The organism is Collinsella sp. AM24-1 (assembly GCF_003470325.1).
In the GTDB taxonomy this organism is placed as follows: domain Bacteria; phylum Actinomycetota; class Coriobacteriia; order Coriobacteriales; family Coriobacteriaceae; genus Collinsella.
Genome location: NZ_QRHM01000006.1, coordinates 19,953 through 33,432, shown reverse-complemented (window position 1 = coordinate 33,432; position 13,480 = coordinate 19,953). Strand labels below are relative to the sequence as shown.

At 59.0% G+C, this 13,480-nt stretch carries 11 protein-coding genes; 1 reads left to right on the top strand and 10 read right to left on the bottom strand.

Translation table 11 applies throughout. The features are described from left to right. Positions 1-49: 49 nt before the first annotated feature. The 3 genes from DW661_RS03520 to DW661_RS03510 all read right to left on the bottom strand — a co-directional run bounded on the left by DW661_RS03520 (position 50) and on the right by DW661_RS03510 (position 5,849). Complete coding sequence (locus tag DW661_RS03520; protein ID WP_118934663.1) at positions 50-2,407, bottom strand: hypothetical protein; 2,358 nt, start codon at positions 2,405-2,407, stop codon at positions 50-52. 203 nt (positions 2,408-2,610) lie between these two features. Further along, complete coding sequence (locus DW661_RS03515) at positions 2,611-4,173, bottom strand: LPXTG cell wall anchor domain-containing protein (RefSeq protein ID WP_118934661.1); 1,563 nt, start codon at positions 4,171-4,173, stop codon at positions 2,611-2,613. Positions 4,174-4,229: 56 nt separating this feature from the next. Beyond that, positions 4,230-5,849 carry an LPXTG cell wall anchor domain-containing protein gene (locus tag DW661_RS03510; RefSeq protein ID WP_118934659.1) on the bottom strand — a complete coding sequence of 540 codons (1,620 nt, stop codon included), beginning with the start codon at positions 5,847-5,849 and terminating at the stop codon, positions 4,230-4,232. Between the two features lie 217 nt (positions 5,850-6,066). Here DW661_RS03510 and DW661_RS10220 point away from each other — a divergent pair, with 217 nt between their 5' ends. Next, a complete protein-coding gene (locus DW661_RS10220) occupies positions 6,067-7,470 on the top strand; it encodes a helix-turn-helix transcriptional regulator (protein WP_199584843.1) in 1,404 nt (467 codons plus the stop codon). Between the two features lie 53 nt (positions 7,471-7,523). Here DW661_RS10220 and DW661_RS03500 read toward each other — a convergent pair whose 3' ends face one another. From DW661_RS03500 to DW661_RS03470, 7 genes are all read right to left on the bottom strand, one after another. Beyond that, positions 7,524-8,147: an AAA family ATPase gene (locus DW661_RS03500; RefSeq protein ID WP_022094991.1), complete on the bottom strand. Its 624-nt coding sequence runs from the start codon at positions 8,145-8,147 to the stop codon at positions 7,524-7,526. A gap of 171 nt (positions 8,148-8,318) precedes the next feature. Further along, entirely contained in the window at positions 8,319-8,957 is a 639-nt protein-coding gene (locus tag DW661_RS03495; RefSeq protein ID WP_055285379.1) for an amino acid ABC transporter permease, read from the bottom strand. A gap of 3 nt (positions 8,958-8,960) precedes the next feature. After that, positions 8,961-9,707: an amino acid ABC transporter permease gene (locus DW661_RS03490; protein WP_118934657.1), complete on the bottom strand. Its 747-nt coding sequence runs from the start codon at positions 9,705-9,707 to the stop codon at positions 8,961-8,963. Between the two features lie 25 nt (positions 9,708-9,732). Further along, on the bottom strand, positions 9,733-10,608 hold the full coding sequence (locus DW661_RS03485) for a transporter substrate-binding domain-containing protein (protein ID WP_118934655.1): 876 nt from the start codon (positions 10,606-10,608) through the stop codon (positions 9,733-9,735). Between the two features lie 8 nt (positions 10,609-10,616). Beyond that, entirely contained in the window at positions 10,617-11,348 is a 732-nt protein-coding gene (locus DW661_RS03480) for an amino acid ABC transporter ATP-binding protein (protein ID WP_055251548.1), read from the bottom strand. Positions 11,349-11,706: 358 nt separating this feature from the next. Continuing rightward, a complete protein-coding gene (locus DW661_RS03475) occupies positions 11,707-12,150 on the bottom strand; it encodes a GatB/YqeY domain-containing protein (protein WP_006235801.1) in 444 nt (147 codons plus the stop codon). A gap of 54 nt (positions 12,151-12,204) precedes the next feature. After that, positions 12,205-13,428, bottom strand: coding sequence for a peptidylprolyl isomerase (locus DW661_RS03470; protein ID WP_118237278.1), 1,224 nt, complete (start codon positions 13,426-13,428; stop codon positions 12,205-12,207). Positions 13,429-13,480 lie beyond the last annotated feature (52 nt).

The following is a 13,480-nucleotide window of genomic DNA, read 5'->3' as shown; positions in this document are numbered from 1 at the left end:
TACAGATTGAGATTTTGTAAAAGCCGAGGATAGGCGCCACCACCAAAACCTAACGCTTGCGGCGCTTGGTCGCGGCGATGCCGACGGCGGCTACGGTTGCGCCGGCGATGCCTAGGGCGGCGACCGTCATCGCGGTGGTATCCCCCGTGGTAGCCAGGACAGCATCGCCCTTCTTGGCCTGCGTGGTTTTTTCAACCGTCTTGATCGTGGCGGTTGTCGTGGCCGGCTTGGCCGCGGACTTGGTCTCGGGCTTCACCTCGGGCTGCGGCGTCGGCTTGGGTTCCGGCGTAGGCTGCAGATCGGGAGTCGACGTGGCTTCGGGCGTAAAAGTCAGATCGGTGTTGAGCCACAGGGTGTAGATCCAGCCGCTCTCGGGATCAACTACACTCGCTTCGCCCACCTGGTAGCCGCACTCCTGGCCGTTGATCACCAGCTTGGTGTCGGGCGTAAAGTAGAAGCCGCGCGCGGACTTGAGGTAGATACCGTAGCGATAGGTCACGCCGGGCTTAAAGACGTCGATGTGATTCGTGATGTTCTGATCCCAGAACTTCTGAGAGTTCACTTCGCTGCCATCGCTGCCCATCCAGAACTCACACTGAGGAAGGGAGTTGGAACCCGTCGGAACATTCGCCGTAAAGATCGGCTTATCGCCTGCCTTGAAGGTGGTCGTGGCGCCGTTGATCTCGATAACGTCGATGGCCCGCCATTCGTCGATCGGCTGCTCGCACAGCATATTGTCGGCGTTTGGTGCGAAGACGCCGTCGACGGTCTTGATGTGGTGCGCCCAATGGCCGTTGACGTTCATTTCGCAGCCATCAGACACGGTATTGTCGCCCTTGAGCTTCAGCTCAACGGAGTACATGTAGAACTTGCCCTCCTCGAAGTGGTCAATCTTCTTCATGCCCGGCGTGTACTTTGCGGGGTCGGAATACCAGAAGGCAACGGGCGTGAGCTCCGCAGGGTCGCTGCCGTCCATCTCTTCCCAGCACTCATAGGCGATCTCATACTTATCGGCATCGGCGGCAGGAATCGTCGCGGTCGCACGCGGCGCCTCGCCGGGCGCGTAGTCGATTTTCACATCGTTGACGTTTAGATTCTCAAGAGCTTCGTTTTCCGACGAAGCAGGCATCGTAATTGTTTTAATAGCAGGGACATACAGGAATTCTCCGCTTAGACTCGACTTTACGGTTTCCCCGTTTACGGTAACAACGGTTTCATCGCTGAAGGAATATCCGTCTTTTGGCTTCAGCATAAGAGAATACACGTACTCTTTCCCGCTTTTAAACTTTGTAATAGTCGGCAGGGAACCATGTGAGCCGTTATCGGAATACCAGGCAGCAACGGGTTCGTTGTTTTCAAATTCCTGCCAGCATTCATAAGCGATTTCGTATTTATCTGCATCGTAGTTAGGGACACCTGCCGTCGCCTGCGGACCAGTATCCAGCTGCCAATTGAAGTTCGTATTCTGAACATTGGCAAAGGAGACGGATTCCGATTCTGATTCCGCTGCCGGGATAACAAGGCACGCCCTCTCGTAGACATGGGTGCGGGTGTAGTAGTCATCCCGGATCTCGTTAATAGTTGGTTTCCCGGTCGCCTCGGTGTCTCCTTTAAAGGCGTCGTCCGGATCACCGATGATGATATTCCCGGGCTCTGTACCCGTATACGTAAGCTTGGATCCATCATAGGTGGTCGTCATCTTGGACTTATTCTCTTTGTACTCCGTAAAGTACTTCTGCTCCTCCTTCTGTCTCTGAATCTTGCTGATATCCAGGGTAAGCGTTGTTTTATTGCTCGCACTGTCATACGCCGCATGGACGATCAAGTCCCCCAGGCCGATAAAAGTCAAAGCGCTACCATCGAGAGCAGACTGGTCTCCATCTACAAGGGCAATCCCCTCCACATACTCAATCGTTTCTTCTTTCTTGATGTCGGTGTAATTGTTCCGCACCGTAATATTGACCCTAACGCCGCTGCCGCCAACAACATCGGTCACACCACAGGGCATGATGGCGTCATTCGCCGGCGTGGCGGCGTTGTCGCTGGGAGTATTTTGTTCAGCGGGTGCCGCATCGTTGGATTCATCGGTGGCGCCAGTCGGGACCGTCTGCTGAGGCTCAGCGGTGGCTTGCGCCGTCAGAGCAGCATCGGTTGCAGGCGCGATCGCCGGAGCCGCCGTATCCTCCACAACCGTCGGCGTCACCGGAGCCGCGGCAACCTCATCCGTCCCAGCGGCCGGATCGGCGCATTCCGTCGCCAGTGCCACGCTCGGCAGCAGCAACTGACCGACCATAAGCGCACACGCGCCGGCGCAAGCGATTTTGGCACCCACACAACGCCAGGTACCGTGAACCAGCGAGCAGGTACGCTCGCGTTGGGTTTGCTTATCAAAGTGACTTCCGCACATGACGCCCTCCTTGGTCGTAGGGACACCACCACAAAGGTGCCTGTCCCCTTTGTGGTGGTCCTGTACAACCAAGATGCGCCAAAAGACTCCGTATGCCTAGGTTCGTAGATGCGAACCTAGGCCTCTACCTGCGAAAATACAAAGAGCCGCCGCAAGAGCATTTATGCCCACGCGGCGGCTGAAAATGGCTATGAAAGCTTGCGCTAGCGGTTGCGGCGCTTGGACGCGACGAAGCCGGCGCCGATGACGGACGCACCGGCAATGCCGAGGGCTGTCGCCGCCATCGCAGCGCTATCGCCCGTGGCGGCCAGGGCGCCCACGGACTTCTGGGCAGCGGTGGCCTTCGCGGCCGGCTTGGAGGCAGCAGCCGTGGAACTCGCCTGAGTCAGCGTCACGGACGGCGTGCCAGTCTCACTTCCGCCGCCTGGCTGCGACGTGGGAGCCGGGGTGGGCTCAGGCTGCGGCGTGGGCTCAGGCTCGACCGCATCTCCGGAGCTGATTACCACGCTGCGGGCAACCTCGTCGGAGGTCCTAACATCCTGGATAGCGGACGACCCGGCAGCACCGATGACGAGTCCGTTTCCCGCAGTTTCTCGCACGGTGCCGCCGGCGGGAGTCGTAACTACCGATCCGCCATCAATTGTGAGACAAGGGGCTGCATCACCCAGATTGACAGCGTAGATTGCCGCCGTATTACCCGACGCCTCAACATTTGAATTAATGATGTCAATTCGAGGGATGGCGGACTGGGAGCCGGATTGGGAATATATTCCGTAGCCATGTTTACGACTGTAGCCAGTTCCGTCACCGCATCGAACTGTAAGGCTCGAATTCTCGACGAGCACCCGCGACACGCCGTCCTGCGCGAGCATCCAAACACCATCCAAAACATCGGCCCTATCACTCGCCACGAGCGTAACATCCGCTCCGTTGGTAATACTCAAATATGTATCCTTACCCCCGAACGAATACAAGGCGACCGACACACTGCATCCATTGCGCGCCGCCGCATCTAATTTTGCGTTATCCACCGCGATGCACCCTCCATGCTCGGAGGAGATGTTTTCGGCATAGACTGCAACGGCGTTGAGCCCCCCATTCGCCTCCGCCTCGACGTGGACGTCGGCGCCCTCGTTAATGGTTATGTTGCCTGCCCGCGTGTGAATGCCGATGGTATGAGGCACTTTGTTCGTTGCCGTCACGTTAACGTTGGCACCGCGGATGTCCACGTCGCCGCCGGTCTTGCCGTCCCCCGAAACCGCTATCGTATCGGTCCCGGCCGTCGCGTTGAGAGTCACGTCGCCCGAGATGGCGAGGCTACCGTACTCGACCTTAACAGCGCTCCTGCTCTTCTGCGGTTCGGCCGTCGCGTTGAGGGTTCCCTCCCCCGTGATGGCAAGGTTGCCGTCCTTGACCTCGATAGCGCTCTGTAAGGCATCGGCCGTTACGGTGTTGGTGCCCGTCACGCCGATATTGAGGTTGCCCTGAGCACTGATGCCGGCGCCGTCGTAGCCGTTGAGCTTCATGTCGTCGCCACCGTCCCAGGACCAGGTTCCGGCATCGTCGCCGGCGGCCTTGTTGTACTGCGTGCCGCCCACGTTGACCCACTCGGCGGCGAGTGCCACGCTCGGCAGCAGCAGCTGGCCGGCCATGAGCACGCAGGCCCCCGCGCAGGCGAGTTTTGTGCCTACGCGGCGCCATGTTCCGTGGGAGAACGAGCACGCACGGCCGTGGTTGATTGAGTTGTCATGGATTTGCTTTCGCATGTGAGCCTCCTTGTCGTAAGGGGTACCTCCGCTGTTTTATGTTGCGGAAGCTTGCGCTAGCGGTCGCGGCGCTTGGACGCGACGAAGCCGGCGCCGATGACGGACGCACCGGCAATGCCGAGGGCTGCCGCCGCCATCGCAGCGTTGTCGCCTGTGGCAGCCAGAACACCGGAAGCGTTTTTGGCGCCGGCGGCAGTCTTGGTCGTAACGGTCTTGGTGACCGCCGTGGTGGTCTTTACGTCCTTGTCTACGGACTTGAGGCCAGGCTTCTGCTCGGGATTGGGTATGGGGTCGGGATCGGGCTCCGGCGTCGGCTCTGGATCGGGCGTCGGCTCCGGCTCCTGTCCGTCTCCAAAATCAATCACTACATCATGGGCGACCTCGGCAGAACCGACGATATCCGTAATGGCAGACGAACCGGCAACACCGACGATCTGCCCGTTCTGGGAGCTCGGCCATTTCCCCGTATCGACAACCTTTTTCACATCGCGCACGGCACCGTCCGTCGGAGTCGTAATCATCGCGTTTCCTCGTAAATCGATCATCGCGGCACGGAACAGCGTCGCAGTCGCGTCGTTGCAGTTGATCGCATAGATTCCCGCAGTCGCACCCGAGGCCTCAATCTTCGATTTGCGAATCTTGATACGAGGCGTTTCCGACCCGGTGTTTGCCTCTGCCATGATTCCAAAACTTTGATTGCGGACGGCATCGATGCCGTTTGCAGCAGACAGGCTTCGAGACGTAAGATTCGACTCCTCGACAAGCATCCACACCGCACCGCTTTGCGAACGCGCGCTGATGCCCGCCGAGAGCGAAGCCGCACTGCCGGCGGAAAGCGCGACATCGGCTCTGTTGACGATTTTCATGAGGGTATTCTTTTTGATACCGACCGTATTGATGCACACGGAAACCTGCCAGGCATCGGCTGTCTTGATCGACAGGTTGGCGGCATCGATCGTGACGTCGCCCCCGTGCACGGAGACATAATCCGGTTCTTCCTGCTCGCCTTCCTGAGCAGCGTGTCTACTGGGAAGGTTATCGGCAAAGATACCGTAGGTGCCCACCGTTGGACGCCAAGATCCTTCCGCCGATTTTGCCTCGATTTTGACATCGGCGCCCTTATCGATCGTCACGCTGCCGGCCGTCGCGCGAATGCCCGTCGCACTGTTCACTGCGCCCGAAGCCGTCACGTTGACGTTGGCGCCGCTGATGGTCACATCGCCACCCGCATTGCCGTCGCCTTCCGCCGCAATCACATCGGTCTGGGCCGTCGCATTCAGGGTGCCGTCGCCGGTAATGGCAAGGTTGCCGTTCTTGGCAGCAATAGCGCTCTGACCGGCATCGGCCGTGATGGTGTTGGTGCCCGCCACATCGATGGTGAGGTTGCCCTGAGCGCTGATGCCGGTACCGTCGTAGCCGTTGAGCTTCATGTCGTTAGCGCCATCCCAGGACCAGGTTCCCGCATCGTCGCCGGCGGCAGTGCCCGCGTCGTACTGCGTGCCGCCCACGTTGACCCACTCGGCGGCGAGCGCCACGCTCGGCAGCAGCAGCTGGCCGGCCATGAGCGCGCAAGCCCCCGCGCAGGCAAGCTTGGCGCCCACGCGACGCCACGTTCCATGAGAGAGCGCGCACGAGCAGCCGTGGTCGATTGGGTTGTCATGGATTTGCTTTCGCATGTGAGCCTCCTTGTCGTAAGGGGTGCTTCTATAACACCATGTTACGGGAAGATATCCGGATCCTGGGACACAAATTCTCATGTGGCGCACCTGCCAGCGCAAAAGGCAACGAGCATGCAATTGGCAAGCGCACCCCGCCCCCCACGAAAGGCCTGCCCCCTACCGTCATGGTCTACAATCGAGGGCACGATTGTTCCGTCCACCCAAAGGACCGTCCTTGAACCTGAGTAAGCCTAAAATCAACGCGCTTCTGGCACTTGCGCTCTTTACCTTTGTCTTTCTTGCCGCCGAGTTTCGATTCGACATCAATGTCGGGCTACTCACCGGTGCCGAACGCGTTGTGCTCGCACAGGGCTTTATCCTGGGCGCCAGCGTGATCGGCTTTATCGGATATGCGCCGCTGCTCGGGCTCGCACAGCGCAAAGGCCGGCCTCAGGCAGTTGTCAGCGCCGCCGTCCCCATCGCCATCTTGGGGTTGACTCAGATTCAGTCCCCCACGAGCCCGCTTGCGCTCGAGATTCTGGGATGCCTCGCATTCCTCGGACTCGGCCTACTGGGCGGCGCGGCACACCATGCCTTCGCAACGACATTCCAAGACGATCCCAAGCTCGCCACCGGTGCGGGAGCAGCCTATGCCGCGGGCATCCTGATGCAGTTCGCCATCAACCTGCTCAATTGCGGTGGCATCGTCGAGCTCATCATTCTTGGCGCGGCAACGATCGCCATCTCTGCCCTCAGCGTCGTTCCCCAAAAGGCTGCCGAGAGCTCCAGCCCCGCCATCAATCCCTTTGTTGAGCCATCGCACGCCCTTGCCAAGCAGGCGTGTTGGAGCATCGCGCTCGTCCTGATTCTTGCCTGCTTGTTCTCGACCCTCGACAACGTGGTCACGCTCTCCAACGCCCACGGCACCATTGCCGTGCAAACATGGCCGCGCCTCTTTTTGGCGGCGAGCGGCCTTGCCGCCGGCATTATCTTTGATCTTGCCGAGCGCCGATACATGGGACTTGTCATGCTCGGCATCGCCGTGCTCTCGACCATTTCCATCCTGGCCGTGGAAGCCGGCGCCGATCCCAACCTGGGCCTTGTCGTCTTTTACCTGAGCTCGGGCTTTTTCGTCACGTTCTTTACCGCCACGTTTACTCAGCTGGCACCGCGCATGCACGTGCCCGCCTTCTGGGCCGGCATGGGCCGTGCGGCCAATAACGTGTGCGCGTTCACCACGTCGGGCGTCTCGCTTGCGCTTGTGACCTCGGGCAATGTTGCTCTCATCATGATCGGTGCGCTCGTTTTGCTCGTCGCCGCCTGCGCAGCATTCGTGGCAGCCGGCTTGTTCCGCCTGCCCCAAACCGAGCAGGAGCGCGAACATCAACAGCTTGCCGAGGAGGCACTGGCAGCACCGAGTATCGAGGAGCAGCGTCAGGTCTTCATCGTCAACCACGCTCTCACCCCGCGCGAAGTCGACGTGCTCATAGCCGTGACCCAGGATGAACGCCCGCTCAAGCAGATCGCCGAGGAGCTCGGCATCTCGATGCGCATGGTACAGCGCCACCTGAGCTCCATTTATCAAAAGACCGACACGCAGACGCGCGCCGGTCTCACCAAGGCCTTTCCCTCGGCCTAAAACAAAAACCACCACAAAGGTGCCTGTGTCCCCCTTGTGGTGGTTTTTGTCGGCTAGCCTTCGAGCTGGGCGACTTTGTAGCGGTAGGCAGCGGCGATAACATCTTTGCAGCCTTCGCGGCCCAGCTTGGCGCGGTTGACAACGATGTCTTTACCGCTCGTCATCTTCCACTTTCCGGCGCTATAGCGCTTATAGAACGCTTCGCGCGCCTTCTGCTGCTGCTTGACCAGCTTGGCGCCCTTCTTTTTGTTGAGGCCGCGCTTTTTGCGCACGATCTCGACGCGGTCCTCAAAGGGTGCGGTCACCAGCACGGCAATGTGATTGGGGTTGTTGCGCAGCAGGTAATCGGACAGACGGCCTTCGATAATGCAGCTCTCGGTCTCGCCCAGATCCAAAATCACCTGGCTCATCTTCTGGAACAACTTGTCCGAGTACGAACGCGCATCGTAACGGTCGGGCAGAAAAGCCATGTTCTCCACGGCCAGGCGCTCGTCGTAAGCGGCCATCTTGTCGAGCGACTCGCCCGCGCGCAGCGAAGCACGCACCAGCAGCTCGTTATCGTACAGCGGAATCCCCAACTCGTTGGCGAGGATGCGTCCGATCTCGTGGCCCTCGGCACCAAAGTCGCGCGCGATGGTAATGACCACGGGGCTCTTTTTGTTCTCCAGATCGCTCATCGCGATTCCTTTCTAACAAATGAGAAATAGGCGATTCCTGATTCTCATTTTGTCACTTACGACCGTCCTGGTTTCCCAAGTGCGGCAGATTGCCCCGAAAGAGGAGCGCCGCGTACTAAATGTACGCAAGCGACGATTGAGGGGCAAGATGCCGTGCTTGGGGAAGCAGGACTACGCTGCCACAATACGGCGTTGATATGCTCGGACCAGCAACGAGATACCAAAGTTGAGCACAAAGTACATCGCAAACACCAGGCCGTAGAGCATAAGCACCTGCGACAGATCGATCGCGTGGGCCATCACGACGTTTGCCGTGTACATGAGCTCGGCCACGTTAATGCCCGAAAGATACGAGCTGTCCTTAATGACGGTCGTGCACTGGCTAAACAGCGCCGGAATGATCGTCTTAAACGTCTGCGGCAGAATGATGTAGCGCATGGTGGCAAAGAAGCCAAAGCCCTGGCTCTGCGCCGCCTCAAACTGGCCGCGCGGAATCGAGTTGAGACCGCCGCGCACAATCTCGGCCATAACGGCGCTGGTAAACAGCGTAAAGGCAATGGTCGAAATAACAATGTCCAAACCCTGCACCGTAAAGTAGATAAACAGGATCCACAGCAGGTTCGGCGTGCAGCGGAACAGCTCGATATAGGCGCTCACCAGAATACGGAATGGGCGGGGCGCATAGCTTTTAACGAGCGCCAGCACCGTGCCAAAGATGAGCGAGAAAAAGATCGACAGCGCCGAGATCTCTATGGTCTTAACAAAGCCGCCCCAAATGTAGAGCAGGTTGGTCGCGTTGAAGATTTCCATGCGCTAGGCCTCCTCTACGTTGTCGAGCCCCAGCTCGGCCAGGCTCACACCGCGCGGACGCTCCTTGGAGCGGCGCTCGAGCCACTGCACCAGCATGGCGAGCGGAAAGCAGATAATGAAGTACATAAGGCAGCAGACGATGTACCCCTGCAGGTAACCGTACAGACTCACAAAGTTGTCGGAACAGTACATAAGGTCGCCGCCGGCCACAAGCGCCAGCACCGACGTATTTTTGACCAGGTTGAGCGCCTGGTTACACAGTGGCGGCAGAATGATCTTGAACGTCTGGGGCAGCACGATGTACCAGTATGCCTGCGCACGGGTGAAGCCCTGGCTCTGGGCCGCCTCCATCTGACCGCGCGGAACCGCCTCGATACCGGTGCGGATGACCTCCGAGATATAGGCCGCGTGATACAGGCCCACGCCCAAGAAGCCCAACACGAACGGCGCGATGCGCACCGGCTGGTCGGCACCGGTCATGGCCTGCAAAAACTGCGGGCCAGCCATATACATAAAGAGCACCTGCACGGGTAGCGGGGTATTCTGGTAAAACTCAACGTACACGCGGCTGATGGCGCGCAGTACACGCGAACGGGTGGTCGAGAACACGCCCAGCAGCGTGCCCAGCACCAGCGACAGCAGCAGACCAGCAACGACCACCTGCAGCGTCACGCCAAAGCCCTCCCAGAAGGGCCCCATGTTTTGAAATGTCGTCGACCAGCGGTCGGCGTCAAACAATCCTTCGAGCATTTGATTCCTTCCTTGGACGATGCGCCTACACAAGACCCCAGGTCTTGACCTCTTGATCGAGCCAGCCGTCGGCCAAGCGATCGCAGACCACCTGATCGACCACAGCCGAAAGGTCGCAGCCCTTCTTGGTCGCCACGCCGTAGCCCTGCTCGCCAAACTTGACCTCGGGCTGCAGCAGCTCAACGGTCTCGTTCATGTAGCCGGCCAGCGTGGAGCGGTCCATGGCAAAGACGTCGATATTGCCGGCGTCGAGCGAACTCTTGATGATGGGATAGCCGCTAAAGGCCCTAAACTCGGGCTTACAGCTAAAGCCGTTGTCCTTGATCATCTGCTCGATCAGGCCCTGCGTGGTGGCACCCTGGCTCACGCCAATGACCTTGCCGTCCAAGTCCTCAATCGAGGTAAAGTCCGAACGCTTCTTGACCATGAGTCCCACGTAGTCGGTGCGGTACGGCGTCGAGAAATCCCAGCTCTTCTTGCGCTCGTCGGTGATGGTGTAGGTCGCCGCAACCACATCGAGCTGGCCGTTATCGATCAGCGGGCCGCGCGTCTTGGGCGTTACGTCGGTAAACTCGACAAGCTCCTGGGCGCGGGCCTCCTTGTAGCTCACGCCAAAGACGGCAGCGGCGATCTGGTAGCACAAATCGACTTCCATGCCCTCAAAGCGGCCCTTGGCGGTGTCGTAATAGCCATAGCCGGGAACGTCCTTCTTGACGCCGGCATTCAGATGACCACGCGACTTAATGGCCGCAAGCTTGGACCCCTTGTCGGAGCCCTCGCCGCTGGTAGAGTTACCGCAACCGGTAAGCGTGGTCCCCGTCAGCGCAAGCATGCCGGCGCCCGCCAGCTGCAAAAAGTGACGGCGCGACACGGCCGCCCTCGTCATATCCGTCATGTCCATCACCGCGCCTAGTGCAGAATCTTGGACAGGAACTCGCGGCAGCGCGGGTTCTCGGGGTTATCGAAGAAGTGCTCGGGCGTACCCTCCTCCAGGATGCGGCCGTCCTCCATAAAGATGACGCGGTCGGCCACCTGGCGCGCAAAGCCCATCTCGTGCGTCACGCAGATCATGGTGATGTCCTCCTGCGCGAGCTCAATCATAACGTCCAGGACTTCCTGGACCATCTCGGGGTCGAGCGCCGAAGTCGGCTCGTCAAACAGGATGATGGGCTGCTTGGTGCACAGGGCACGGGCGATGGCGATGCGCTGCTGCTGACCACCCGAGAGATTCTGCGGATACTCGCCGGCCTTATGCGCCATGCCGACGCGCTTGAGTGCGGCGATGGCGATCTCGGTCGCCTCCTCCTTGCTCTTCTTTTGCAGCTTGATGGGCGCGAGCGTCAGGTTGCCGAGCACCGTCATGTTGGGATACAGGTTGAACTGCTGAAACACCATGGAACTATACTTGCGAGCCATCTCCAGGTGGTTCTTTTTGGTGAGCGGCGTACCGTCGATAATGACCTCGCCCGACGTGGGCTCCTCCAGATAATCGACGCAACGGATGAGCGTCGACTTACCCGAACCGGAAGGCCCGATCATTACGAGCTTCTCGCCGCGCTTGACGGTGAGGTTGATATCTTTGAGCACATGCAGGTCGCCAAAGTACTTGTTGAGATGTTTGATCTCGATCATGTCTGCCATGAATGTCCCTTCCCTGCGTTTACACGAGTTGAACTATTGTACGGAAAGAACCACGTTTCCGCAGCCCACACTACATTCCCGTAAAGAACCCGCAATCTTCCACCCACTCATTGGGGACAGACTTAAATGAGTACCCCCCGTGGGTACTCATTTAAGTCTGTCCCCAATGAGCACCGAAAATAATACAACCGCCCTTGTTGAGCATAAGTCAGCGAAAACCCGTACACGCGAGCAAGGTGACGTGAAATGAAAGGGCGCAGACCTTATGGTCGCGCCCTTGAAATTGAACGTCAGATTGCCGTGTGTACGGGTTTGCAGCGTCGAGCCGTTACGCGGTTTGGTAAAACCGCGTAACAAATTACGCGAGTTTGGCGCCGACGATCTTTGCCGCGGCCGGCTTGTCGAAGTTGCCGCCGGTGGCCTTGCCGAGTGCGCCCATAACCTGGCCCATCTGCTTCTTGGACGTGGCGCCCAGCTCGGCGATGACCTGCTCGATCAGGGCCTCGAGCTCCTCGCCCGAAACCTGCGCGGGCAGCAGGCTCTCCAGAATCTTGACCTGCTCGGTCAGGTTGTCGGTACGCTCCTGGTCGGTGCCGGCCTTGATGGACATCTCCAGCGTCTCGCTCGTCTGCTTAATCAGACGCTTGATCATGCTATTGACGTCTTCCTCGGTCACATCGCGGCGCTCGTTAACCTCGATATTCTTCACCTCGGCCTTGACCTGGCGAATGATGGACAGGCGAACCTTGTCCTTGGCCTTCATGGCCGCGATCATTTCCTTCTGCAGCTCTTCGTTGGTCATCTGCAAATCCTCTCTAATAGCGTGGGCGGCACTCGCGCGAGCACCGCCCCATGATTACTCAGTCGTCGACGAATCGTCGGTCGAACTCTTGGTGACGCCCTTCAGGCTCACGTTATAGGGCACGTCCTTAGGCATGGGGTTAACGGTGATGTCGGCGTCCTTCTTGTACTGCTCCAGCCACTCGCTGTACGCGGTGCTTGCCGTCTGCGTCTTCACCACGTTGGAGACGTACTTCTTGATGTCCTTGGGTACCTGCTTAATGTCATCGACCTGATTATCGACATGGAAGTAGTCGGTGCACTTGATGATGTGGTAACCATAGGTCGACTCGACGACGTCGCTCACATCGCCCTTGTTGAGCCCCTCGAGCGCCGCCTGGTAGCTGTCGACGAAGGTGGTGAGCTTGTCCCAGCCCACATCGCCCTTCTTATCCTTGGAGCCGGTATCGTCGGAGTACTGCTTTACGGCGTCCTCAAAGCTCAGCTCGCCGGAGTTGATCTTGTCCAGGCACTCCTGCGCCTTGGCCTTGGCGGCGGCCTTGTCCTCATCGGAAGCGTCGGAATCGACCTTGATCAGAATATTCGACGAACGGCGGGCGTCATTGTAGTTGGACAGGTTCTCGTTGATGTAATCGACAATCTCGCTGTCCTTGGGCTTGCTTGTGGGCGCTACCGCATCCTTGAGCTTTTGCTGCGCCAGGCTCTCCTTGAGCGAGTCCTTGTAGGTGTCCTCGGTGTAGCCGTAGGTCTTAAGCGTCTTCTTAAAGGCCTTGGCGCCGCCGGCGCTCTTGCAGGCGTCCTTCCAGGCCTTCTCGACCTCCTCGTCCGAGACGGTCACGCCGTTTTCCTTCTGCGCTTGCTGAAGCAGAATCTGCTGCGTGTAGGAGTCGATGAGCTGCTTGCGATACTTCTTGGGCGTGAGGTCGTTGTCGACCAGGTACTGCGCCCAGTCTTTGTCCTTGGTGTAGCCGTAGGACGTGCGCATGCTCATGATCTGCTTGGTCACGGTGTCCTCGGTGAGGTTGGTGCCATTGATGGTAGCAGCCACGCCGCCAGTGAGCTTATAGCCCGAGCTGGCGCTTTCGGTCTGCGACATCAGGCCGGAGCACGCCATGGCCGAGACGGAAAGCAGCATCGCTAGTACGCCGATGACCACTAGGATAATCTTGACGGTCTTGGACACATAGGTCTTGCGCTGCTTCTTACGAGAGCTGGAGGCGGCGCGAGCCTGTTGCTCGGGCGTCGGCGCGGCCTCGGGGTTCTTTTTCTTGTTTGCCATAGTTGGCCTTTCGCATCACGAATCGAACAAACGCCATTGTGTCACAACGCAG